At 32.8% G+C, this 25,143-nt stretch carries 22 protein-coding genes; 20 read left to right on the forward strand and 2 right to left on the reverse strand.

Translation table 11 applies throughout. From position 1 onward, the window contains the following. The first annotated feature begins 180 nt into the window (after positions 1-180). Genes rsgA through KI230_RS06015 form a run of 3 tightly spaced genes read left to right on the forward strand, consistent with a single transcriptional unit; the run spans position 181 to position 2,349 of the window. Complete coding sequence (gene rsgA / locus KI230_RS06005; RefSeq protein ID WP_000847936.1) at positions 181-1,056, forward strand: ribosome small subunit-dependent GTPase A; 876 nt, start codon at positions 181-183, stop codon at positions 1,054-1,056. Further along, on the forward strand, positions 1,057-1,701 hold the full coding sequence (rpe, locus tag KI230_RS06010) for a ribulose-phosphate 3-epimerase (protein ID WP_000164332.1): 645 nt from the start codon (positions 1,057-1,059) through the stop codon (positions 1,699-1,701). It abuts the gene before it with no gap. 6 nt (positions 1,702-1,707) lie between these two features. Beyond that, entirely contained in the window at positions 1,708-2,349 is a 642-nt protein-coding gene (locus KI230_RS06015) for a thiamine diphosphokinase (protein WP_000547910.1), read from the forward strand. Positions 2,350-2,729: 380 nt separating this feature from the next. Here KI230_RS06015 and rpmB read toward each other — a convergent pair whose 3' ends face one another. Further along, positions 2,730-2,918 (reverse strand): 50S ribosomal protein L28, encoded by a 189-nt coding sequence (gene rpmB, locus KI230_RS06020; protein WP_000517908.1) that lies wholly within the window; start codon positions 2,916-2,918, stop codon positions 2,730-2,732. 442 nt (positions 2,919-3,360) lie between these two features. Here rpmB and KI230_RS06025 point away from each other — a divergent pair, with 442 nt between their 5' ends. The 17 genes from KI230_RS06025 (at position 3,361) to rplS (ending at position 22,164) form a co-directional block, all read left to right on the forward strand. Continuing rightward, positions 3,361-3,735, forward strand: a complete 375-nt coding sequence (locus KI230_RS06025) for an Asp23/Gls24 family envelope stress response protein (protein WP_000171418.1) — start codon at positions 3,361-3,363, stop codon at positions 3,733-3,735. Between the two features lie 14 nt (positions 3,736-3,749). After that, complete coding sequence (gene fakA, locus KI230_RS06030; protein WP_000623902.1) at positions 3,750-5,396, forward strand: fatty acid kinase catalytic subunit FakA; 1,647 nt, start codon at positions 3,750-3,752, stop codon at positions 5,394-5,396. A gap of 189 nt (positions 5,397-5,585) precedes the next feature. Beyond that, positions 5,586-7,646, forward strand: a complete 2,061-nt coding sequence (gene recG / locus KI230_RS06035) for an ATP-dependent DNA helicase RecG (RefSeq protein ID WP_001151509.1) — start codon at positions 5,586-5,588, stop codon at positions 7,644-7,646. Between the two features lie 202 nt (positions 7,647-7,848). Then, on the forward strand, positions 7,849-8,421 hold the full coding sequence (gene fapR, locus KI230_RS06040; RefSeq protein ID WP_001548538.1) for a transcription factor FapR: 573 nt from the start codon (positions 7,849-7,851) through the stop codon (positions 8,419-8,421). 4 nt (positions 8,422-8,425) lie between these two features. Further along, entirely contained in the window at positions 8,426-9,412 is a 987-nt protein-coding gene (gene plsX / locus KI230_RS06045; RefSeq protein WP_000239749.1) for a phosphate acyltransferase PlsX, read from the forward strand. Then, entirely contained in the window at positions 9,405-10,331 is a 927-nt protein-coding gene (fabD, locus tag KI230_RS06050; RefSeq protein ID WP_000047348.1) for an ACP S-malonyltransferase, read from the forward strand. Before plsX ends, fabD begins: the two co-directional genes overlap by 8 nt. Further along, positions 10,324-11,058 (forward strand): 3-oxoacyl-[acyl-carrier-protein] reductase, encoded by a 735-nt coding sequence (gene fabG / locus KI230_RS06055; RefSeq protein ID WP_000167263.1) that lies wholly within the window; start codon positions 10,324-10,326, stop codon positions 11,056-11,058. Before fabD ends, fabG begins: the two co-directional genes overlap by 8 nt. Before the next feature lie 759 nt (positions 11,059-11,817). Beyond that, on the forward strand, positions 11,818-12,051 hold the full coding sequence (locus tag KI230_RS06060; protein WP_000426914.1) for an acyl carrier protein: 234 nt from the start codon (positions 11,818-11,820) through the stop codon (positions 12,049-12,051). Positions 12,052-12,166: 115 nt separating this feature from the next. Next, complete coding sequence (gene rnc, locus KI230_RS06065; protein ID WP_000043237.1) at positions 12,167-12,898, forward strand: ribonuclease III; 732 nt, start codon at positions 12,167-12,169, stop codon at positions 12,896-12,898. A 146-nt stretch (positions 12,899-13,044) separates the two neighbouring features. Continuing rightward, complete coding sequence (smc, locus tag KI230_RS06070) at positions 13,045-16,611, forward strand: chromosome segregation protein SMC (RefSeq protein WP_138277893.1); 3,567 nt, start codon at positions 13,045-13,047, stop codon at positions 16,609-16,611. Next, positions 16,611-17,861: a signal recognition particle-docking protein FtsY gene (ftsY, locus tag KI230_RS06075; RefSeq protein ID WP_000007687.1), complete on the forward strand. Its 1,251-nt coding sequence runs from the start codon at positions 16,611-16,613 to the stop codon at positions 17,859-17,861. The genes smc and ftsY overlap by 1 nt, the downstream gene beginning before the upstream one ends. Then, positions 17,848-18,180: a putative DNA-binding protein gene (locus KI230_RS06080; protein WP_000531320.1), complete on the forward strand. Its 333-nt coding sequence runs from the start codon at positions 17,848-17,850 to the stop codon at positions 18,178-18,180. The genes ftsY and KI230_RS06080 overlap by 14 nt, the downstream gene beginning before the upstream one ends. Before the next feature lie 25 nt (positions 18,181-18,205). Continuing rightward, complete coding sequence (ffh, locus tag KI230_RS06085; RefSeq protein ID WP_000863481.1) at positions 18,206-19,573, forward strand: signal recognition particle protein; 1,368 nt, start codon at positions 18,206-18,208, stop codon at positions 19,571-19,573. Positions 19,574-20,007: 434 nt separating this feature from the next. Further along, positions 20,008-20,283 (forward strand): 30S ribosomal protein S16, encoded by a 276-nt coding sequence (rpsP, locus tag KI230_RS06090; RefSeq protein ID WP_000268754.1) that lies wholly within the window; start codon positions 20,008-20,010, stop codon positions 20,281-20,283. Between the two features lie 187 nt (positions 20,284-20,470). Then, positions 20,471-20,974 (forward strand): ribosome maturation factor RimM, encoded by a 504-nt coding sequence (gene rimM, locus KI230_RS06095; protein WP_001261987.1) that lies wholly within the window; start codon positions 20,471-20,473, stop codon positions 20,972-20,974. Beyond that, the gene (trmD, locus tag KI230_RS06100) at positions 20,974-21,711 is read left to right on the forward strand and encodes a tRNA (guanosine(37)-N1)-methyltransferase TrmD (protein ID WP_000687330.1); all 738 of its coding nucleotides are present in this window, start codon (positions 20,974-20,976) and stop codon (positions 21,709-21,711) included. The genes rimM and trmD overlap by 1 nt, the downstream gene beginning before the upstream one ends. Before the next feature lie 102 nt (positions 21,712-21,813). Continuing rightward, on the forward strand, positions 21,814-22,164 hold the full coding sequence (gene rplS, locus KI230_RS06105; protein WP_000181404.1) for a 50S ribosomal protein L19: 351 nt from the start codon (positions 21,814-21,816) through the stop codon (positions 22,162-22,164). A gap of 243 nt (positions 22,165-22,407) precedes the next feature. Here the strand turns inward: rplS and yfhO are convergent, their stop codons facing one another. After that, entirely contained in the window at positions 22,408-25,014 is a 2,607-nt protein-coding gene (yfhO, locus tag KI230_RS06110; protein ID WP_000915232.1) for a lipoteichoic acid-specific glycosyltransferase YfhO, read from the reverse strand. Between the last annotated feature and the right edge of the window lie 129 nt (positions 25,015-25,143).

Consider the following 25,143-nt stretch of genomic DNA (forward strand, 5'->3'; position numbering starts at 1 on the left):
ATTTTTATGTTGAGATTGCGGTAGTTTTAAAATGCTTCATGTCATCATATACAGGTGAGCATTGTCTATCAATTCTGTATCACTCTCACAATATTTATATCATTTGAAATGATCATTTATATATTAATTTTCCAGTCTTTGATATAATAAATGCAGTAAAATTAATCGAGAGGTGCCATTTTGAAGACAGGTCGAATAGTGAAATCAATTAGTGGGGTATATCAAGTAGACGTTAATGGCGAACGTTTCAATACAAAACCACGAGGATTATTTAGAAAGAAAAAATTTTCACCGGTAGTTGGTGATATAGTGGAATTTGAAGTTCAAAACATTAACGAAGGTTATATTCATCAAGTGTTTGAGCGGAAAAATGAGTTGAAAAGACCACCTGTAAGTAATATAGATACACTAGTAATTGTAATGAGTGCTGTCGAGCCAAATTTTTCAACGCAATTATTAGATCGATTTTTAGTTATTGCACATTCGTATCAGTTAAATGCGAGAGTTTTGGTGACTAAAAAAGATAAAACACCAATTGAAAAGCAGTTCGAAATTAATGAGTTGTTGAAAATATATGAAAATATTGGCTATGAGACTGAATTTATTGGAAATGATGATGATCGAAAAAAAATTGTAGAAGCTTGGCCAGCTGGACTTATAGTACTTAGTGGTCAATCAGGTGTCGGTAAGTCCACTTTCTTAAATCATTATCGTCCAGAACTTAATCTTGAGACAAATGATATATCAAAATCATTAAATCGAGGAAAGCATACTACAAGACATGTCGAACTATTCGAACGTCAAAACGGTTATATTGCAGACACACCTGGATTCAGTGCTTTAGATTTTGATCATATAGATAAAGATGAAATAAAAGATTATTTTCTTGAATTAAATCGATATGGTGAAACATGTAAGTTTAGGAATTGTAATCATATCAAAGAACCTAATTGTAATGTTAAGCATCAATTAGAGATAGGGAATATTGCGCAATTTAGATACGACCATTATTTACAACTATTTAATGAAATTTCAAATAGAAAGGTTAGATATTAAATGACAAAACTATATCCATCATTATTATCTGTTGATTTTTTGGATTTACAACATGAATTAAAACGACTTGAAGAAGCAGGTGTCGACGGAGTTCATTTTGATGTTATGGATGGTCAATTTGTGCCTAATATATCTATTGGTTTACCAATATTAGATGCAGTAAGAAAAGGCACAACATTACCTATAGACGTACATTTGATGATTGAAAATCCAGAAAAGTATATTGCATCATTTGCAGAACATGGTGCCGATATGATTTCAATTCATGTCGAATCAACGCCTCATATTCATCGTGCTATTCAAATGATTAAACATTTAGATAAAAAAGCTGGTGTAGTAATTAATCCTGGTACACCAATATCACAAATTGAACCTATTTTAGACATTGTTGATTATGTACTAGTGATGACAGTTAACCCAGGGTTTGGTGGTCAATCATTTATTGATCAATGCGTAGAAAAAATAGCGGGTCTTAATGCTATTAAAATGGAACGTCAATTAAACTTTGATATTGAAGTTGATGGAGGCGTAAATACCGATACAGCGAAAGTTTGTGTTGAAAATGGTGCTACAATGCTAGTAACAGGTTCATTTTTCTTTAAACAAGAAGATTATAAAAAAGTCACACAAGCATTGAAAGGTTGAGTGTATATGCATATAAATTTATTATGTTCTAATCGACACTTGCCGCAAGATATTTGGGCCAAAAGTAATGAAGGTAAATGGGGCGGCGTTGATAGAGGTGCTTTGATTTTATTGAAGCATCAAATTATCCCTTTTTTCTCAGTGGGAGACTTTGATTCAGTCAGTAAAGAAGAACGCCAACTTCTAACAGAACAGTTACAAATCAAACCAGTTCAAGCTGAAAAAGCTGATACGGATTTAGCTTTAGCGGTTGATAAAGCTGTTGCACTTGGATTTGATAGTATTACAATTTATGGTGCAACAGGCGGACGATTAGATCACTTTTTTGGGGCAATTCAGTTATTATTGAAAAAAGCATATTATAAACATGATGTTCATATAGAAGTTATCGATCAACAAAATAAAATTGAATTATTGCCTAAAGGTCAACATACAGTTGAAAAAGATAAGAGTTATCCGTACATTTCATTTATACCGATGACTGATGATGTAGAACTTTCTCTAGCAGGTTTTAAATATAATTTAGCTAGACAAATGCTTAATATAGGTTCTACTTTAACTATTTCAAATGAAATTGAGTCTTTGCAAGCGAAAGTAACTGTACATGATGGGTTGATTTTGCAAATTAGAAGTACAGATTTAAATTAAGTATATTCAAATTTGTGAGGATTTTTAATAAAGTGCATGAGTTATTTAATAAAGTGACGTTTATAGATAGAATTTATAGCATTATAATAGATGAATCACGCTGTAATTAATGAAGATTATGGCGTGATTTATTATTGAAAGGAAAAATGTAGGTCCTAGTACATTGATTTATGTGCCAAAATCGATATTGAACCCATAAGTCCAATTTGACAGAGAACCATTATTAAACGTATTAACCAAATTATATTGATAGTTCGAATTTCACTATGAACCGTTATGTATTGTTTGGTAACAAAAAAAGAACTAAGAGGTTGAGCTCTTAGTTCTTAAGTAAATGTGTCCTCCACATAAGGTCACATTTTTTATGTGCAATATATTTATTAAACTCTAGTTACTTTACCAGATTTTAAAGCACGTGCAGAAACCCAAACTTTTTTAGGTTTACCGTCAACTAGGATTCTAACTTTTTGAAGGTTAGCGTTCCATCTACGTTTAGTAGAGTTTAAAGCGTGTGAACGTCTGTTACCAGTCGAAGCTTTACGACCTGTTACGAAACATTGTTTACCCATATGAGTACCTCCTTTAATAAATATAAATACACATAACTACTTATATACTTAATTAAGATAGCATAGTTTCATTTGAAAAACAATGAATAATTTTCACATAAAAGTCAAAAATACTGAGTTTTGTGATATAATTGTAGACTGTGAAGTTATGTAGTATGATATTTTAGAGAAATAAGTGAATGAAACATTTAAAATTTTTATTTAATGATACTACATCTATTAAAAGAAAACGCCTATAGATAATCGTCATGAGTGTAAATTCAGTTTACTCAAAATATAATAGGTGATTTAAGCGTAAGTCATTCTGATAAGTTGTACCATTGATATTTTATAAAAATAATCAATGAAACTTAAAGCGTTTATGACTACACTAAGTGGTAAAATTTTAAAAGTGATTAGGGAAAACGAATAATAAACTTTGAAATTTAGGAGGGACAAAGATATGACATTAGAGATTTCAAATGATTACGGTAAAATTGATATTTCAAACGAAGTGATTGCTTCGGTTGTAGGTGGAAAGGCCGTTGAATGTTATGGTATTGTAGGTATGGCATCTAGACAACAAGTTAGAGATGGTATTGCGGAAATACTAGGACATGAAAATTATGCTAAAGGCATCAAAGTAACTGAAAATAATGGCGTAGTGGATATAGATATGTACATTATTGTAAGTTACGGTGTGAAAATATCTGAAGTTGCCAATAATGTACAATCAACAGTGAAATATACTTTGGAAAAATCACTTAATGTATCAGTAAATTCAATCAATATATATGTACAAGGTGTACGTGTGAATAATACAGGCAAGAAAGCTTAGGAGGACAACTTGAAATGATTAGCAAAATTAATGGTAAATTATTTGCCGATATGATTATACAAGGGGCACAAAATTTATCTAACAATGCAGATTTGGTAGATTCTTTGAATGTGTATCCAGTGCCAGATGGTGATACAGGAACAAATATGAATCTTACTATGACTTCAGGTCGCGAAGAAGTAGAGAATAATTTGTCGAAAAATATCGGCGAATTAGGTAAAACATTCTCGAAAGGTTTACTAATGGGTGCAAGAGGTAACTCTGGTGTCATCTTGTCACAATTATTCAGAGGATTTTGTAAAAATATTGAAAGTGAATCTGAAATTAATTCAAAATTGTTAGCTGAAAGTTTTCAAGCTGGTGTTGAAACGGCATATAAAGCTGTTATGAAACCAGTTGAAGGTACAATACTTACAGTTGCAAAAGATGCTGCGCAAGCTGCAATAGAAAAAGCAAATAATACTGAAGATTGTATAGAATTAATGGAGTACATTATTGTAAAAGCCAATGAATCACTTGAAAACACACCAAACTTATTAGCTGTACTTAAAGAAGTTGGTGTTGTTGATAGTGGCGGTAAAGGTTTGTTATGCGTTTACGAAGGATTCTTAAAAGCGCTTAAAGGTGAAAAAGTTGAAGCTAAAGTTGCAAAGATAGATAAAGATGAATTTGTACATGATGAACATGATTTCCATGGTGTAATTAATACTGAAGATATTATTTATGGCTATTGTACTGAAATGATGGTTCGTTTTGGAAAGAATAAAAAAGCCTTTGATGAACAAGAATTCAGGCAAGATATGAGTCAATTTGGTGATTCTTTATTAGTCATTAATGATGAAGAAATTGTGAAAGTTCACGTGCATACCGAATACCCAGGTAAAGTGTTTAATTATGGTCAACAATATGGTGAATTAATTAAACTTAAGGTTGAAAATATGAGAGAACAGCACCGTGAAGTGATTCGAAAAGAACAGCACACAGCTAAACCGAAAATGGAAACGGTTGAAACAGCAATTATTACTATTTCTATGGGTGAAGGTATTTCAGAGATATTCAAATCAATGGGTGCCACACATATCATTAGTGGTGGACAAACGATGAATCCTTCTACAGAAGATATCGTTAAAGTCATTGAACAATCAAAATGTAAACGTGCAATTATTTTACCGAATAATAAAAATATTTTAATGGCAAGTGAACAAGCAGCGAGTATTGTTGATGCAGAAGCTGTTGTTATTCCAACGAAATCTATTCCTCAAGGTATAAGCGCACTATTCCAATATGATGTGGACGCAACACTTGACGAAAATAAAGCGCAAATGGCTGATTCAGTAAATAACGTTAAATCTGGTTCATTAACGTACGCTGTTCGTGATACGAAAATTGATGGCGTTGAGATTAAAAAAGACGCGTTTATGGGCTTGATTGAAGATAAGATTGTAAGCAGCCAAAGTGATCAATTAACAACGGTTACTGAGTTGTTAAATGAGATGTTAGCAGAAGATAGTGAAATATTGACTGTGATTATTGGTCAAGATGCAGAGCAAGCAGTTACAGATAACATGATAAACTGGATCGAAGAGCAATATCCAGATGTAGAAGTGGAAGTTCATGAAGGTGGACAACCAATTTATCAATATTTCTTTTCAGTAGAATAAAAATTTAAAATAAAAAACTACCAATGATAAATCATCAGTTGGTAGTTTTTTATTTTGCTATTTTAGTGTTATTGCGGGTTAAAAGTATCGTTCTCGAGTTGCTAACAATGTCATGTTCAACTTAGTCATGATAAAATAAATAACATACTAAATGATACGTAAAATCAAATAAAACATAGGTGATTTATTTTGGCTAAAGTAAACTTAATAGAAAGTCCATATTCTCTTTTACAATTAAAAGGTATAGGTCCTAAGAAAATAGAAGTATTGCAACAACTAAATATTCATACAGTGGAAGATCTTGTTCTTTATTTGCCAACTAGATATGAAGATAATACAGTGATTGATTTGAATCAAGCAGAAGATCAATCTAACGTTACGATAGAAGGACAAGTATATACAGCTCCAGTAGTTGCATTTTTTGGAAGAAATAAATCAAAATTAACCGTTCATTTAATGGTAAATAATATTGCTGTCAAATGTATTTTTTTCAATCAACCGTATTTAAAAAAGAAAATCGAATTAAATCAAACTATAACTGTTAAAGGTAAGTGGAATAGAGTTAAACAGGAAATTACTGGTAATAGGGTTTTCTTTAATTCACAAGGGACACAAACTCAAGAAAACGCAGATGTTCAATTAGAACCAGTCTATCGTATTAAGGAAGGTATTAAACAAAAGCAAATACGAGACCAAATTAGACAAGCGTTAAATGATGTGACAATTCATGAATGGTTAACTGATGAACTAAGAGAAAAATATAAATTAGAGACCTTGGACTTTACTTTGAACACATTACATCATCCTAAAAGTAAAGAGGATTTATTACGTGCTCGTAGAACCTATGCATTTACTGAACTGTTTTTATTCGAATTACGTATGCAATGGCTAAATAGATTAGAAAAGTCATCTGACGAAGCAATTGAAATTGATTATGACTTAGACCAAGTTAAATCATTTATTGATCGTTTACCTTTTGAACTAACTGAAGCACAGAAATCCAGTGTTAATGAAATTTTTAGAGATTTAAAAGCACCAATACGTATGCATCGATTACTTCAAGGTGATGTAGGTTCAGGAAAAACAGTAGTTGCTGCAATTTGTATGTATGCGTTAAAAACGGCTGGTTATCAATCAGCATTGATGGTACCAACTGAAATTTTAGCAGAGCAACATGCTGAAAGTTTAATGGCTTTATTTGGAGATTCTATGAACGTTGCATTGTTAACTGGGTCAGTAAAAGGTAAGAAACGAAAGATACTTTTAGAACAACTTGAAAATGGTACGATTGATTGTTTAATTGGAACCCATGCTTTGATTCAAGATGATGTGATTTTCCATAATGTTGGTTTAGTAATTACAGATGAACAACATCGATTTGGTGTGAATCAACGCCAGCTTTTAAGAGAAAAAGGTGCAATGACGAATGTGTTATTTATGACAGCAACTCCGATACCAAGAACACTAGCAATATCAGTTTTTGGTGAGATGGATGTGTCTTCAATTAAACAATTACCAAAAGGTCGTAAACCTATCATTACTACTTGGGCAAAGCATGAGCAATACGATAAAGTTTTGATGCAAATGACCTCAGAGTTGAAAAAAGGTCGTCAAGCATATGTCATTTGCCCGCTAATAGAAAGTTCTGAGCATCTCGAAGATGTTCAAAATGTTGTCGCATTGTACGAGTCTTTACAACAGTATTATGGTGTTTCCCGTGTAGGGTTATTGCATGGTAAGTTGTCTGCCGATGAAAAAGATGAGGTCATGCAAAAGTTTAGCAATCATGAGATAGATGTTTTAGTTTCTACTACTGTTGTTGAAGTAGGTGTTAATGTACCGAATGCAACTTTTATGATGATTTATGATGCGGATCGCTTTGGATTATCAACTTTACATCAGTTACGCGGTCGTGTAGGTAGAAGTGACCAGCAAAGTTACTGTGTTTTAATTGCATCCCCTAAAACAGAAACAGGAATTGAAAGAATGACAATTATGACACAAACAACGGATGGATTTGAATTGAGTGAACGAGACTTAGAAATGCGTGGTCCTGGCGATTTCTTTGGTGTTAAACAAAGTGGATTGCCAGATTTCTTAGTTGCCAATTTAGTTGAAGATTATCGTATGTTAGAAGTTGCTCGTGATGAAGCAGCTGAACTTATTCAATCTGGCGTATTCTTTGAAAATACGTATCAACATTTACGTCATTTTGTTGAAGAAAATTTATTACATCGTAGTTTTGACTAATTACCATGCTGATTTGTCAATTTGAGTGCAACACTTCGTTAATTGAGTGATATGACACTTGAACTATTTAAATGTAAAGTGGTATTTTAACAATTTATAAATTTTCGACTAAATAATAGCTAAATAATACAGTTATTTGTTGAGTCGGTTAAATAGAAAGTGTTATGATATGTGAGGAATGTTTAAGACTAGGTACTAAAAAATGAGGGGTGAGACGTTGAAACTAAAGAAAGATAAACGTAGAGAAGCAATCAGACAACAAATTGATAGCAATCCCTTCATCACAGACCATGAACTAAGCGACTTATTTCAAGTGAGTATACAAACAATTCGTTTAGATCGCACTTATTTAAACATACCAGAATTAAGGAAGCGTATTAAATTAGTTGCTGAAAAGAATTATGACCAAATAAGTTCTATTGAAGAACAAGAATTTATTGGTGATTTGATTCAAGTCAATCCAAATGTTAAAGCGCAATCAATTTTAGATATTACATCGGATTCTGTTTTTCATAAAACTGGAATTGCGCGTGGTCATGTGCTGTTTGCTCAGGCAAATTCGTTATGTGTTGCGCTAATTAAGCAACCAACAGTTTTAACTCATGAGAGTAGCATTCAATTTATTGAAAAAGTAAAATTAAATGATACGGTAAGAGCAGAAGCACGAGTTGTAAATCAAACTGCAAAACATTATTACGTCGAAGTAAAGTCATATGTTAAACATACATTAGTTTTCAAAGGAAATTTTAAAATGTTTTATGATAAGCGAGGATAAAATTATGGTTAAATTAGCAATTGATATGATGGGTGGCGACAATGCGCCTGATATCGTATTAGAAGCCGTACAAAAGGCTGTTGAAGACTTTAAAGATCTAGAAATTATACTTTTCGGTGACGAAAAAAAGTATAATCTGAACCATGAACGAATCGAATTTAGACATTGTTCTGAAAAGATTGAAATGGAAGATGAGCCTGTTAGAGCGATTAAACGTAAAAAAGATAGCTCAATGGTAAAAATGGCTGAAGCTGTGAAATCTGGTGAAGCAGATGGATGTGTGTCAGCAGGTAATACTGGTGCTTTAATGTCAGCTGGTTTATTCATTGTTGGACGTATTAAAGGTGTAGCTAGACCGGCTTTAGTAGTAACATTGCCAACGATTGATGGAAAAGGTTTTGTCTTTTTAGACGTTGGTGCAAATGCTGATGCTAAACCTGAACACTTATTACAGTATGCGCAACTAGGGGATATTTATGCTCAAAAAATCAGAGGTATTGATAATCCGAAAATCTCATTATTAAATATAGGTACCGAGCCAGCTAAAGGTAATAGTTTAACGAAAAAATCATATGAGTTATTAAATCAAGATCATTCATTGAATTTTGTTGGGAATGTTGAAGCGAAGACATTAATGGATGGCGATACAGATGTTGTAGTTACCGATGGCTATACTGGGAACATGGTCCTTAAAAATTTAGAAGGTACTGCAAAATCAATCGGTAAAATGTTAAAAGATACGATTATGAGTAGTACTAAAAATAAATTAGCAGGTGCAATATTGAAGAAAGATTTAGCTGAATTCGCTAAAAAGATGGATTACTCAGAATACGGTGGTTCCGTATTATTAGGATTGGAAGGTACTGTAGTTAAAGCACACGGTAGTTCAAATGCTAAAGCTTTTTATTCTGCAATTAGACAAGCGAAAATCGCAGGAGAACAAAATATTGTACAAACAATGAAAGAGACTGTAGGTGAATCAAATGAGTAAAACAGCAATTATTTTTCCGGGACAAGGTGCCCAAAAAGTTGGTATGGCACAAGATTTGTTTAACAACAATGATCAAGCAACTGAAATTTTAACTTCAGCAGCAAACACGTTAGACTTTGATATTTTAGAGACAATGTTTACTGATGAAGAAGGTAAATTGGGTGAAACTGAAAACACGCAACCAGCTTTATTGACGCATAGTTCGGCATTATTAGCAGCGCTAAAAAATTTGAATCCTGATTTTACTATGGGGCATAGTTTAGGTGAATATTCAAGTTTAGTTGCAGCTGACGTATTATCATTTGAAGATGCAGTTAAAATTGTTAGAAAACGTGGTCAATTAATGGCGCAAGCATTTCCTACTGGTGTAGGAAGCATGGCTGCAGTATTGGGATTAGATTTTGATAAAGTCGATGAAATTTGTAAGTCATTATCATCTGATGACAAAATAATTGAACCAGCAAACATTAATTGCCCAGGTCAAATTGTTGTTTCAGGTCACAAAGCTTTAATTGATGAGCTAGTAGAAAAAGGTAAATCATTAGGTGCAAAACGTGTCATGCCTTTAGCAGTATCTGGACCATTCCATTCATCGCTAATGAAAGTGATTGAAGAAGATTTTTCAAGTTACATTAATCAATTTGAATGGCGTGATGCTAAGTTTCCTGTAGTTCAAAATGTAAATGCGCAAGGTGAAACTGACAAAGAAGTAATTAAATCTAATATGGTCAAGCAATTATATTCACCAGTACAATTCATTAACTCAACAGAATGGCTAATAGACCAAGGTGTTGATCATTTTATTGAAATTGGTCCTGGAAAAGTTTTATCTGGCTTAATTAAAAAAATAAATAGAGATGTTAAGTTAACATCAATTCAAACTTTAGAAGATGTGAAAGGATGGAATGAAAATGACTAAGAGTGCTTTAGTAACAGGTGCATCAAGAGGAATTGGACGTAGTATTGCGTTACAATTAGCAGAAGAAGGATTTAATGTAGCAGTAAACTATGCAGGCAGCAAAGAGAAAGCTGAAGCAGTAGTCGAAGAAATCAAAGCTAAAGGTGTTGACAGTTTTGCGATTCAAGCAAATGTTGCCGATGCTGATGAAGTTAAAGCAATGATTAAAGAAGTAGTTAGCCAATTTGGTTCTTTAGATGTTTTAGTAAATAATGCAGGTATTACTCGCGATAATTTATTAATGCGTATGAAAGAACAAGAGTGGGATGATGTTATTGACACAAACTTAAAAGGTGTATTTAACTGTATCCAAAAAGCAACACCACAAATGTTAAGACAACGTAGTGGTGCTATCATCAATTTATCAAGTGTTGTTGGAGCAGTAGGTAATCCGGGACAAGCAAACTATGTTGCAACAAAAGCAGGTGTTATTGGTTTAACTAAATCTGCGGCGCGTGAATTAGCATCTCGTGGTATCACTGTAAATGCAGTTGCACCTGGTTTTATTGTTTCTGATATGACAGATGCTTTAAGTGATGAGCTTAAAGAACAAATGTTAACTCAAATTCCGTTAGCACGTTTTGGTCAAGACACAGATATTGCTAATACAGTAGCGTTCTTAGCATCAGACAAAGCAAAATATATTACAGGTCAAACAATCCATGTAAATGGTGGAATGTACATGTAATATATTTGAGCTAAAGCTCAAGATAAAGACGTAGTAATCAATAAATTGATAACTGATAAGCGGAACGCCTGAGCTAAAGCTCATTGACACAGTGGTTGACTGGTCATCCAATGGAGAATTGCCTGACCTAGTCAACTTTGCGGGGGGAATTCTAAGCAACCTAGATAAGGTTCGAGAATTTCTCCCTAAGAAACACTAATCAATAAATTGATAAGAAGATTAGAGGAACGCTTGAGCTAAAGCTCAAGATAAAGACGCAGTAATCAATAAATTGATAACTGGGATAGAGGAACGCCTGAGCTAAAGCTCATTGACGCAGTGGTTGACTGGTCATCCAATGGAGAATTGCCTGACCTAGTCAACTTTGCGGGGGAAATTCTAAGCAACCTAGATAAGGTTCGAGAATTTCTCCCTAAGAAACACTAATCAATAAATTGATAAGAAGATTAGAGGAACGCTTGAGCTAAAGCTCAAGATAAAGACGCAGTAATCAATAAATTGATAACTGGGATAGAGGAACGCCTGAGCTAAAGCTAATTGACGCAGTGGTTGACTGGTCATCCAATGGAGAATTGCCTGACCTAGTCAACTTTGCGGGGGAAATTCTAAGCAACCTAGATAAGGTTCGAGAATTTCTCCCTAAGAAACACTAATCAATAAATTGATAAGTGTTTCTAAAATTTCTACTTGTTTTTTAGAATTTAAAATGGGAAAATATAGTAGTCTATGTATAGGCATTTTTAAAGGAGGTGAATCGACGTGGAAAATTTCGATAAAGTAAAAGATATCATCGTTGACCGTTTAGGTGTAGACGCTGATAAAGTAACTGAAGATGCATCTTTCAAAGATGATTTAGGCGCTGACTCACTTGATATCGCTGAATTAGTAATGGAATTAGAAGACGAGTTTGGTACTGAAATTCCTGATGAAGAAGCTGAAAAAATCAACACTGTTGGTGATGCTGTTAAATTTATTAACAGTCTTGAAAAATAATAAATCTTACATCTGGGTCGTCAGTATTGTCGACTCAGTTTTTTTCTTTAATTATCAATAGTTTTAACGTAAAATTAAAGATGATTCAAGAGCAACACATAAAGGAGATAAAATAATGTCTAAACAAAAGAAAAGTGAGATAGTTAATCGTTTTAGAAAGCGCTTTGATACTAAAATGACAGAGTTAGGCTTTACTTATCAAAATATTGATTTATACCAACAAGCATTTTCGCATTCGAGTTTTATTAATGATTTTAATATGAATCGTTTAGACCATAATGAGCGTTTAGAGTTTTTGGGTGATGCGGTATTAGAATTGACGGTTTCACGATATTTATTTGATAAACATCCCAACTTGCCAGAAGGGAATTTAACAAAAATGCGTGCCACTATTGTATGTGAGCCCTCACTTGTAATATTTGCGAATAAAATTGGATTGAACGAAATGATTTTACTTGGTAAAGGTGAAGAGAAAACAGGGGGACGTACAAGACCATCATTAATATCAGATGCATTCGAAGCATTTATTGGGGCATTGTATTTGGATCAAGGACTAGATATAGTTTGGAAATTTGCTGAGAAAGTTATTTTCCCACATGTAGAACAAAATGAGTTATTAGGCGTGGTAGATTTTAAAACACAATTCCAAGAATATGTGCACCAGCAAAATAAAGGTGATGTAACCTATAATTTAATAAAAGAAGAGGGACCGGCACATCATCGTCTATTCACTTCAGAAGTTATTCTGCAAGGGGAAGCAATAGCTGAAGGTAAAGGGAAAACGAAAAAAGAATCAGAACAACGTGCTGCTGAAAGTGCCTATAAGCAATTAAAACAAATTAAATAGAAATTTATATGATACGACATATAGGTGTTCGATTTAGGATTTAAGGAAGAATTTTTAATATTTTATGGAACAACTTCGAAATTAAATATACAAATACTAAAATATCGTATACATGTGTTCTTTAAAATTGTGATAAGGAGTTTAGGATGGTTTATTTAAAATCAATAGATGCCATTGGATTTAAGTCTTTTGCAGATCAAACCAATGTTCAATTCGATAAAGGTGTAACTGCAATTGTTGGTCCAAATGGAAGCGGTAAAAGTAATATTACAGATGCTATTAAATGGGTGTTGGGTGAACAATCGGCTAAATCATTACGTGGCTCAAAAATGGAAGATATTATCTTCTCAGGTGCAGAACATCGCAAAGCTCAAAATTATGCTGAAGTACAGTTAAGATTAGATAATCATTCTAAAAAGCTCAGTGTTGATGAAAACGAAGTTATTGTAACAAGAAGATTGTATCGAAGTGGTGAAAGTGAGTACTACATAAATAATGACCGTGCAAGATTAAAAGATATTGCCGATTTATTTTTAGATTCTGGATTGGGAAAAGAAGCGTATAGCATTATCTCGCAAGGTAGAGTTGATGAAATACTAAATGCTAAACCAATTGATAGACGTCAAATTATTGAAGAATCGGCTGGTGTACTTAAATATAAAAAACGTAAGGCTGAATCATTAAATAAACTTGACCAAACAGAAGATAATTTAACGAGAGTAGAAGACATTTTATATGATTTGGAAGGTCGCGTAGAACCTCTAAAAGAGGAGGCAGCTATAGTTAAAGAATATAAGACACTTTCACATCAAATGAAACATAGTGACATTGTAGTTACAGTGCACGATATTGATCAATATACAAATGACAATAGACAATTAGATCAACGTTTAAATGATTTACAAGGTCAACAAGCAAATAAAGAAGCTGACAAGCAACGTTTAAGCCAACAAATTCAACAATATAAAGGTAAACGTCATCAACTTGATAATGATGTTGAATCGCTTAATTATCAATTAGTAAAAGCTACGGAAGCCTTTGAAAAATATACGGGACAATTAAATGTTTTAGAAGAACGTAAGAAAAATCAATCTGAAACAAATGCACGATATGAAGAAGAACAAGAAAATTTAATGGAGCTTTTAGAAAATATATCAAATGAGATTTCTGAAGCTCAAGATACTTATAAGTCTCTGAAAAGTAAACAAAAAGAACTCAATGCTGTCATTCGTGAACTTGAAGAACAACTATATGTTTCAGACGAAGCACATGATGAAAAATTGGAAGAAATTAAAAACGAATACTATACATTAATGTCAGAGCAATCAGATGTTAACAATGATATTCGTTTTTTAAAGCATACTATAGAAGAGAATGAGGCTAAAAAATCAAGACTAGATTCTCGGTTAGTTGAAGTTTTTGAGCAATTGAAAGATATTCAGGGTCAAATAAAAACGACTAAAAAAGAATATCAACAGACCAACAAAGAACTTTCTACTGTAGATAAAGAAATTAAAAATATAGAAAAAGATCTCACTGATACAAAAAAAGCACAAAATGAATACGAAGAGAAATTGTATCAAGCATATCGATATACCGAAAAAATGAAAACACGTATTGATAGTTTGGCAACGCAAGAGGAAGAATACACTTATTTTTTCAATGGCGTCAAACATATTTTGAAAGCTAAAAATAAAGAATTAAAGGGTATTCATGGTGCAGTTGCGGAAATTATTGATGTGCCATCTAAATTAACTCAGGCAATTGAAACAGCATTAGGTGCTTCATTACAACATGTCATTGTAGATTCAGAAAAAGATGGACGCCAGGCTATTCAATTTTTAAAAGAACGTAATTTAGGTCGTGCGACGTTTTTACCATTAAATGTTATACAGAGTAGAGTGGTAGCGACTGATATTAAATCTATTGCTAAAGAGGCAAACGGATTTATTAGTATTGCTTCGGAAGCAGTTAAAGTAGCACCAGAATATCAAAATATTATCGGGAATTTATTAGGTAATACGATTATCGTTGATCATTTAAAGCATGCAAATGAATTGGCACGTGCGATTAAATATCGAACTCGTATTGTTACTTTGGAAGGTGATATTGTAAATCCTGGTGGTTCTATGACTGGTGGTGGCGCTCGTAAGTCAAAAAGTATTCTGTCTCAAAAAGACGAGTTGACAACAATGAGACACCAATTAGAAGATTACTTGCGTCAAACAGAATCATTTGAACAACAATTTAAAGAGTTGAAGATAAAAAGTGATCAATTAAGTGAACTGTATTTTGAAAAAAGTCAAAAGCATAATACACTTAAAGAGCAAGTGCATCATTTTGAAATGGAGCTCGATAGATTAACTACACAAGAAACACAAATAAAAAATGATCATGAAGAATTCGAATTTGAAAAAAATGATGGTTATACGAGTGACAAAAGTCGACAAACTTTGAGTGAAAAAGAAACTTATCTAGAAAGTATTAAAGCATCTTTAAAACGACTAGAAGATGAAATTGAACGCTACACAAAACTTTCTAAAGAAGGTAAGGAAAGCGTTACTAAAACACAACAAACCTTACATCAGAAACAATCTGATCTTGCTGTGGTTAAAGAGCGTATTAAAACACAACAACAGACAATAGATCGATTAAATAATCAAAATCAACAAACTAAACATCAATTAAAAGATGTTAAAGAAAAAATTGCATTCTTTAATTCGGATGAAGTGATGGGCGAACAAGCTTTTCAAAATATTAAAGATCAAATTAATGGTCAACAAGAAACGAGAACACGCTTATCTGATGAATTAGATAAATTGAAACAACAACGTATTGAGTTGAATGAACAAATCGATGCGCAAGAAGCTAAACTACAAGTTTGTCACCAAGATATTTTAGCTATCGAAAATCACTACCAAGATATTAAAGCTGAACAATCAAAGCTAGATGTATTAATTCATCATGCGATAGATCATTTAAATGATGAATATCAATTGACTGTTGAACGTGCGAAATCTGAATATACGAGTGATGAATCGATTGACGCATTACGTAAAAAAGTTAAGTTAATGAAGATGTCGATTGATGAACTAGGTCCTGTAAACTTAAATGCAATTGAACAATTTGAAGAGTTAAATGAACGTTATACATTTTTAAGTGAACAACGTACAGATCTTCGTAAAGCTAAAGAAACATTAGAGCAAATTATAAGTGAAATGGATCAAGAGGTTACTGAAAGATTTAAAGAAACTTTCCATGCTATTCAAGGACATTTTACAGCTGTGTTCAAACAATTGTTTGGTGGAGGCGATGCAGAATTGCAATTAACTGAAGCCGATTATTTAACAGCTGGTATTGATATTGTGGTACAACCACCGGGTAAAAAGTTGCAACATTTATCGTTACTGAGTGGTGGTGAGCGTGCATTAACTGCTATTGCTTTACTATTTGCAATTTTAAAAGTAAGATCTGCACCTTTTGTTATATTAGATGAGGTTGAAGCTGCACTAGATGAAGCAAATGTTATTAGATACGCAAAATATTTAAATGAGTTATCAGACGAAACACAATTCATTGTTATTACACACCGTAAAGGAACAATGGAATTTGCAGATAGGTTATACGGCGTAACAATGCAAGAATCAGGTGTTACTAAACTTGTGAGTGTGAATTTAAATACAATAGATGATGTGTTGAAGGAGGAGCAATAATGAGCTTTTTTAAACGCTTAAAAGATAAGTTTGCAACAAATAAAGAAAATGAAGAAGTTAAATCCTTAACAGAAGAACAAGGTCAAGACAAATTAGAAGATACACATTCTGAAGGTTCAACGCAGGACGTAAATGATTTAGCAGAAAATGCTGAAGTGAAAAAGAAGCCACGCAAGTTGAGTGAAGCGGATTTTGATGACGATGGCTTAATATCAATTGAAGATTTTGAAGAAATTGAAGCTCAAAAAATGGGGGCTAAATTTAAAGCAGGACTCGAAAAATCTCGTCAAAATTTCCAAGAACAATTAAATAATTTGATAGCGAGATATCGTAAAGTAGATGAAGACTTTTTTGAAGCTTTAGAAGAAATGTTAATCACTGCAGACGTCGGTTTTAATACAGTGATGACGTTAACTGAAGAATTACGTATGGAAGCACAACGACGTAATATTCAAGATACTGAAGATTTGCGTGAAGTCATTGTTGAAAAAATCGTAGAGATTTACCATCAAGAAGATGATAATTCAGAAGCTATGAACTTAGAAGATGGTCGTTTGAATGTCATTTTAATGGTTGGTGTGAATGGTGTTGGTAAAACAACAACAATTGGAAAATTAGCTTACCGATATAAAATGGAAGGTAAAAAAGTAATGTTAGCTGCGGGCGATACTTTTAGAGCGGGTGCTATTGATCAATTGAAAGTTTGGGGCGAACGTGTTGGTGTAGATGTAATTAGCCAAAGTGAAGGTTCTGATCCAGCTGCTGTTATGTATGATGCGATTAATGCCGCTAAAAACAAAGGTGTTGATATTTTAATCTGTGATACCGCTGGACGTTTACAAAATAAAACAAATCTAATGCAAGAATTAGAAAAAGTTAAGCGTGTAATTAATCGAGCAGTGCCAGATGCGCCTCATGAAGCATTACTATGTTTAGATGCTACAACTGGTCAGAATGCGTTGTCACAAGCTAGAAACTTTAAAGAAGTAACAAATGTTACAGGTATTGTATTAACGAAATTAGATGGTACAGCCAAAGGTGGTATCGTATTAGCCATTCGTAATGAATTGCACATTCCAGTTAAATATGTAGGTTTAGGTGAGCAATTAGATGACTTACAACCATTTAACCCTGAAAGTTATGTCTACGGCTTATTCGCTGATATGATTGAACAAAATGAAGAAATAACAACAGTTGAAAATGATCAAATTGTAACAGAAGAAAAGGACGATAATCATGGGTCAAAATGATTTAGTTAAAACGTTACGAATGAATTATTTGTTTGATTTTTATCAATCCTTATTGACGAATAAACAACGTAATTATTTGGAATTATTTTATCTCGAAGATTATTCTTTAAGTGAAATCGCAGATACTTTTAATGTGAGTAGACAAGCAGTTTATGATAATATAAGAAGAACTGGCGATTTAGTTGAAGATTATGAAAAGAAATTGGAATTATACCAGAAATTTGAGCAACGCCGAGAAATATATGATGAAATGAAACAACATTTAAGTAATCCAGAACAAATACAACGTTATATTCAACAATTAGAAGACTTAGAATAGATATAAATTGAGGGAGGACATCGATATGGCATTTGAAGGCTTATCAGAACGCCTGCAAGCGACGATGCAAAAAATGCGTGGTAAGGGTAAACTTACTGAAGCTGATATAAAGATAATGATGCGTGAAGTAAGATTAGCGTTACTTGAGGCTGACGTAAACTTTAAAGTGGTAAAAGAATTTATTAAAACAGTATCAGAACGCGCATTAGGTTCCGATGTAATGCAATCATTAACACCAGGGCAACAAGTTATTAAAATAGTTCAAGATGAATTAACGCAGTTGATGGGTGGAGAAAATACGTCGATTAATATGTCAAATAAACCACCTACTGTTGTTATGATGGTTGGTTTACAAGGTGCTGGTAAAACAACAACTGCAGGTAAATTAGCATTATTGATGCGTAAAAAATACAACAAAAAACCTATGTTAGTTGCAGCAGATATTTATCGTCCAGCAGCGATAAATCAATTACAAACAGTAGGGAAACAAATTGATATTCCTGTATACAGTGAAGGAGATCAAGTAAAGCCACAACAAATTGTAACTAATGCATTAAAACATGCTAAAGAAGAACATTTAGACTTTGTAATCATTGATACAGCAGGTCGATTACACATCGATGAAGCATTGATGAACGAATTAAAAGAAGTAAAAGAAATTGCTAAACCAAACGAAATTATGTTAGTTGTCGATTCAATGACGGGTCAAGATGCTGTCAATGTTGCAGAATCTTTTGACGATCAACTTGATGTCACAGGTGTTACCTTAACTAAATTAGATGGTGATACACGTGGTGGTGCAGCTTTATCTATTCGTTCGGTGACACAAAAACCAATTAAATTTGTTGGTATGAGTGAAAAGTTAGATGGTTTAGAGCTATTCCATCCTGAACGTATGGCATCACGTATTTTAGGTATGGGTGATGTGTTAAGTTTAATTGAAAAAGCGCAACAAGATGTGGATCAAGAAAAAGCAAAAGATTTAGAGAAAAAGATGCGTGAGTCATCGTTTACTTTAGATGATTTTTTAGAACAACTTGATCAGGTGAAAAATCTAGGACCACTGGATGATATTATGAAAATGATTCCAGGTATGAATAAAATGAAAGGGCTAGATAAGCTTAATATGAGTGAAAAGCAAATTGATCATATTAAAGCGATTATCCAGTCAATGACGCCGGCTGAAAGAAACAATCCAGACACATTGAATGTATCACGTAAAAAGCGTATTGCTAAAGGGTCTGGTCGTTCATTACAAGAAGTCAATCGTTTGATGAAACAATTTAACGATATGAAGAAAATGATGAAACAATTCACTGGTGGCGGTAAAGGTAAAAAAGGTAAACGCAATCAAATGCAAAATATGTTAAAAGGTATGAATTTACCGTTTTAATGTTTAATATAACACGCTGATTTTTGTTGCAATGAGATGTGCATCCCGAAAGTTATACTAAAGAATATAACTTTATGGGGTGCATATTTTTAGATACACAATAATAATTAAAAACTGAAATTGCGGATTTGCTAGAACATGAGGTTATTGTTGCTAATATTAATAAGTTATATTGGTGGAACATGTGCGTTAGAAGTGGTACCATTCATGTCCTTACGAGATAAATTAACTTAACACGTAGGTGGTGAAGGCTACTATGAATTTTTATAACCTATTAACAGTCTAATTTAGTAATCACATAGTTATTATTGTAAGAAAAAGGTTCAATAATTTTCCTGGTAAAGAAAAAACTCTTTACAAACATTCATACACCTGTTAATATTATTTCTTGTAGAAAATAAAAATTAAAACATGACTTAAAGGAGATTTTATAAATGGCAGTTAAAATTCGTTTAACACGTTTAGGTTCAAAAAGAAATCCATTCTATCGTATCGTAGTAGCAGATGCTCGTTCTCCACGTGACGGACGTATCATCGAACAAATCGGTACTTATAACCCAACGAGCGCTAATGCTCCAGAAATTAAAGTTGACGAAGCGTTAGCTTTAAAATGGTTAAATGATGGTGCGAAACCAACTGATACAGTTCACAATATCTTATCAAAAGAAGGTATTATGAAAAAATTTGACGAACAAAAGAAAGCTAAGTAATTTAGCGTAAAATTGTTCTAACAATAAGAATAACTCGTTTACACTGACAGTTATTACTCAATGATACGTTGGGAATATCACATGTTAGTAATATAGAACGTATTGGGTACCATAATGGTGCCCTTTTTCTTTGAATTATTTTCAATTAAAATAGAAGTGTTCAAAGCATAGAGTTGGAGGTAATAGAATGAGAGTTGAAGTTGGTCAAATTGTTAACACACATGGTATTAAAGGTGAAATTAAAGTAAAATCCAATTCAGACTTTACAGACGTTCGTTTTCAACCCGGTCAAGTGCTGACAGTTGTGCATAACAATAACGACCTTGAATATACTGTTAAGTCACATAGAGTGCATAAAGGGCTTCATATGCTTACATTTGAAGGTATTAATAATATTAATGATATTGAGCATTTAAAAGGGAGTTCTATTTATCAAGAGCGTGATCATGAAGATATCGTACTTGAGGAAAATGAATTTTATTATTCAGATATTATAGGATGTACAGTTTTTGATGATCAAGAAACACCAATAGGTCGTGTAATTAATATATTTGAAACAGGTGCGAATGATGTGTGGGTGATTAAAGGATCTAAAGAATATTTGATTCCTTATATTGCTGATGTTGTAAAAGAAGTGGATGTTGAAAATAAAAAAATTATCATCACGCCAATGGAAGGATTGTTGGATTAATGAAAATTGATTATTTAACTTTATTTCCTGAAATGTTTGATGGTGTTTTAAATCATTCAATTATGAAACGTGCCCAAGAAAACAATAAATTACAAATCAATACGGTTAATTTTAGAGATTATGCAATTAACAAGCACAACCAAGTAGATGATTATCCGTATGGTGGCGGACAAGGTATGGTGTTAAAGCCTGAACCTGTTTTTAATGCGATGGAAGACTTAGATGTCACAGAACAAACACGCGTTATTTTAATGTGTCCACAAGGCGAGCCATTTTCACATCAGAAAGCTGTTGAATTAAGCAAGGCTGACCACATCGTTTTCATATGCGGACATTATGAAGGTTACGATGAACGTATCCGAACACATCTTGTCACAGATGAAATATCAATGGGTGACTATGTGTTAACTGGCGGTGAGTTACCGGCAATGACAATGACTGATGCTATTGTTAGACTGATTCCAGGTGTTTTAGGTAATGAACAGTCACATCAAGACGATTCATTTTCAGATGGGTTATTAGAGTTTCCGCAATATACACGTCCGCGTGAATTTAAGGGTCTAACAGTTCCAGATGTTTTATTGTCTGGAAATCATGCCAATATTGATGCATGGAGACATGAGCAAAAGTTGATCCGCACATATAATAAAAGACCTGACTTAATTGAAAAATATCCATTAACTAATGAAGATAAGCAAATATTAGAAAGATATAAAATAGGATTGAAAAAAGGTTAGTATTGTGCTAACATATTCTGAGTGTGGAAACACAAAAATCACTATGATCCGCTGCTATATATTTGTCGAGGCAAGAACATAGGTTGAAGAGGAGAATTTATAATGACAAATCACAAATTAATCGAAGCAGTAACTAAATCACAATTGCGTACAGACTTACCAAGTTTCCGTCCTGGTGATACTTTACGTGTACACGTACGTATCATTGAGGGTACTCGTGAGCGTATCCAAGTATTCGAAGGTGTTGTAATTAAACGTCGTGGCGGTGGCGTTTCTGAAACGTTTACAGTTCGTAAAATTTCATCAGGTGTTGGCGTGGAACGTACATTCCCATTACACACACCAAAAATTGAAAAAATCGAAGTTAAACGTCGTGGTAAAGTACGTCGTGCTAAATTATATTACTTACGTAGTTTACGTGGTAAAGCTGCTAGAATCCAAGAAATTCGTTAATCAGCATTTAAACAAAGCTATGTATGAGTCATATTCGACTCAAACAACAAAGCCATCTAGGTCACTTTTATGGAGTGATATAGATGGCTTTTTTTGCTGTTTAGGTAAAGTAAAGCTGATAATGTAATTGTTTTTCCCTTCTTTATTCATAACGTGTTTGCTCAAAATGGTTATATAAACAAAAATCTACTAAGTGCCATTGAAAAGGACTTAGTAGATTTATTAAATATATGCGTAGCAACATTATTTTTGTCTTGCCCATCTCGTGAAAATAATACTACATATAATGCCAAATATAGTAATTGTTATAAGTAAATAATAGTATGGTGGGGCATAGCTCAATTGAATCTTTGTTATATTTTTAGGTGCTTTAATGCCGGTCATAATACCATTTACTTGTTCAACTTTAAGACTTTGATCACCTGATGTCGCTTTCATACCTTGATTATATGCTGTTGGCAAAACAATATACCCAGATGAATTTTTATTTTTAGTAATAGTATAACCTTGCTTTGTCTTACTAACTTTGACAGCCTCTAATGAATTTGAAGCGTCTTTAAGCGTGGTATAATCTTCGCCGTATATCCCTTTTAAATTTACGCGATACTTACCTTTAGGCAATGATAATCTAATTCTATCTGAAGCTTTAATGCGTATCGTTACGGGTGTTACAAAGCGTCGATATTTATAAGTGAGTTTATTTCTTTCTTGTGTATATTCATTCACTTTAACATCATGAGCTTTATCCGGCGAAAGTAATTCTAAATCCATTTCAAAATACAAATCTTTAAATTGATTAGAAACTGATTTTGGCAACTGTACAGTTAGACCACCATTATTTTGTTTAACTTGTAATAAATGTTTTGTAGGAGATTGCCAGGCTGCACTATTTAATTTAATTGTTGAATCTGATAGTAAATTTTTATTGGCTTTAAAATGTGTATTAACATCTTTAGTATTGTTAGAAACAATCCCTTGTAACATTGCTTGTTCTTTATCTAATGGAGATTTTAATTCTTTATTGGAAAAGACCTTATTTGTAATATGTGCACTTGGATAATGGATGGTATTTTTAGAATGAATCCAACGAACTTTATTGTCTTTGTGTTCAGACTTAATTTTAAATCCATATGGTAAGTTGTCATCATGATTCACTCTAATTCGATCATTAACATTCCAAAGTGATAGTAAATTTTGACGATTGCCAAGTAATCTATAAGTGCTGTTTTTATCGATTGGCATATTAATTTGGAGTGTCTTGTCATAATATTTTAATATGTCTCCATTAAAAATACTAGAATATAATGAAATGCCATTATAATGATATATAAATGGTGAATTTAATGCATAGTCTGACATATAATCAATGCGATTAAATGGACCAGTTGCATTTTCATTTATCTTTTTTATAAGCTGGTTTACATAGTTACTATGATAATCATGTTGTTTCAACGTTGATATTGATTGTTGATAAGGTTTGATTGCCATATTTTTGTTGTTATCTAAAATGACGATTTGTTGAATCATAACGATTAATACTAATATTGCAACGGTTAATTTTTTATAACGCCATAAACTAAATTTTAAAATAACGGCAAGCACCATTAGCAGGATAATACCTACTATAAGTGCAAGTGGGTGTGTCGGTGATAGTAATACATAAAGTAATGCGATGATGCATACGGGTATTGTTCTGATTAAATAATATTTCATATTTAATGTTGATAAATGTTGAATAAACAATCCGCAAAGAGCGCTTGATGATAGTGCTAAGATATACACCCAACGCCTTTCTGGAAATGAAAAACCATTAAAAGCACTGTCGAAATACTGTGATAATGAACCTATAAATAATATCCATGTTACTATTGCGAAAAGTCTATAAAAGTAAAAACGATACAGTTTGAATGACAATAATGCAACGATAGTAAGAATTGAAATCGTAATATAAAATCCATCGCTAAAGAAAAAATAATGATAATCAAGTGGTGTCAAAAACGGTATATCAACATTGGGATTTTGCTTTCTGTCATTTTCCAAAAACGCAGAAATGCCAGTGAATAAACCAAATACACTTGATAACACACTCAAAACTGTAGCAGATATGACGCAAATTAATTTTTGTGTTCTAGAGACAATGTCATATTTGTAAGTGAAAATGAGTCGATATAAATAGTAGCAACCTATAATAATAGCTTGATAATAACTGAAATAAAAATTGCTAAATAGTGTTAAGGCTATCGCAACAATGAATATACCGATTTTGCGTTGTTGAAAATATCTTTCCAAACCAAGAATCGATAATGGTAATAAATATAATAAATTTCCATAAAATGACCAAGTAAAATTAAAGTATATAACGACAGTTGACATGCCGTATAAAATCGTAGCGATCATATTTGTTGAGCGTTTAAAGTGTAATATTTTAAATAAGTAGAAGGTCACGACAAATGTTATGATAGCTCGTATCATAGCCATAATAAGTTGGTTTGTCGGCCAAAAATGTATTGCTGTCGGATTAAATATACCAACCGTTTCTCCTATTTTAATGAATAGAAAATTTAGCCACATTAAAGGTGACAGCGAATAATAATATGATAGTCCTTTCATATAATCGCCACCTAATCCAAACGATGCATCATATAAACTAGAAAAACTACTTAGATGTTCATACAAATACATTTGAAATGGCATCATTTGACGGAATCCATCTCCAGCCCCACTAAAAACAGTACCATTCACAATATAATCATAGATATGAGTAGAAAATAAAATAAGCGTTAATATTACACTAATGAAAGTTATAACAAAGAATTGTTTGACGTTTGAATTTAGCCACTTTTTTAACACAACATTATCCTCAACTTTCAAATTTAAAATTAAGTTTAACTGAAACTAAAGTTAATGAGGTTCTTGATAGGTAAAGACGAAGATGACTGTGGAACAGATACCTTATCATAGTTACTTAAACTTTGGATC

The sequence above is a fragment of the Staphylococcus sp. MZ3 genome (assembly GCF_018622755.1).
Lineage (GTDB): Bacteria > Bacillota > Bacilli > Staphylococcales > Staphylococcaceae > Staphylococcus > Staphylococcus aureus.

What these genes read in the sequence shown, in the direction of transcription:
- rpe (WP_000164332.1), top strand. Translation starts at nt 1,057, where the DNA reads ATGACAAAACTATATCCATCATTATTATCTGTTGATTTTTTGGATTTA.
- KI230_RS06015 (WP_000547910.1), top strand. Translation starts at nt 1,708, where the DNA reads ATGCATATAAATTTATTATGTTCTAATCGACACTTGCCGCAAGATATT.
- rpmB (WP_000517908.1), bottom strand. Translation starts at nt 2,918, where the DNA reads ATGGGTAAACAATGTTTCGTAACAGGTCGTAAAGCTTCGACTGGTAAC.
- KI230_RS06025 (WP_000171418.1), top strand. Translation starts at nt 3,361, where the DNA reads ATGACATTAGAGATTTCAAATGATTACGGTAAAATTGATATTTCAAAC.
- fakA (WP_000623902.1), top strand. Translation starts at nt 3,750, where the DNA reads ATGATTAGCAAAATTAATGGTAAATTATTTGCCGATATGATTATACAA.
- fapR (WP_001548538.1), top strand. Translation starts at nt 7,849, where the DNA reads ATGAGGGGTGAGACGTTGAAACTAAAGAAAGATAAACGTAGAGAAGCA.
- plsX (WP_000239749.1), top strand. Translation starts at nt 8,426, where the DNA reads ATGGTTAAATTAGCAATTGATATGATGGGTGGCGACAATGCGCCTGAT.
- fabD (WP_000047348.1), top strand. Translation starts at nt 9,405, where the DNA reads ATGAGTAAAACAGCAATTATTTTTCCGGGACAAGGTGCCCAAAAAGTT.
- fabG (WP_000167263.1), top strand. Translation starts at nt 10,324, where the DNA reads ATGACTAAGAGTGCTTTAGTAACAGGTGCATCAAGAGGAATTGGACGT.
- rnc (WP_000043237.1), top strand. Translation starts at nt 12,167, where the DNA reads ATGTCTAAACAAAAGAAAAGTGAGATAGTTAATCGTTTTAGAAAGCGC.
- smc (WP_138277893.1), top strand. Translation starts at nt 13,045, where the DNA reads ATGGTTTATTTAAAATCAATAGATGCCATTGGATTTAAGTCTTTTGCA.
- ftsY (WP_000007687.1), top strand. Translation starts at nt 16,611, where the DNA reads ATGAGCTTTTTTAAACGCTTAAAAGATAAGTTTGCAACAAATAAAGAA.
- KI230_RS06080 (WP_000531320.1), top strand. Translation starts at nt 17,848, where the DNA reads ATGGGTCAAAATGATTTAGTTAAAACGTTACGAATGAATTATTTGTTT.
- ffh (WP_000863481.1), top strand. Translation starts at nt 18,206, where the DNA reads ATGGCATTTGAAGGCTTATCAGAACGCCTGCAAGCGACGATGCAAAAA.
- rpsP (WP_000268754.1), top strand. Translation starts at nt 20,008, where the DNA reads ATGGCAGTTAAAATTCGTTTAACACGTTTAGGTTCAAAAAGAAATCCA.
- rimM (WP_001261987.1), top strand. Translation starts at nt 20,471, where the DNA reads ATGAGAGTTGAAGTTGGTCAAATTGTTAACACACATGGTATTAAAGGT.
- trmD (WP_000687330.1), top strand. Translation starts at nt 20,974, where the DNA reads ATGAAAATTGATTATTTAACTTTATTTCCTGAAATGTTTGATGGTGTT.
- rplS (WP_000181404.1), top strand. Translation starts at nt 21,814, where the DNA reads ATGACAAATCACAAATTAATCGAAGCAGTAACTAAATCACAATTGCGT.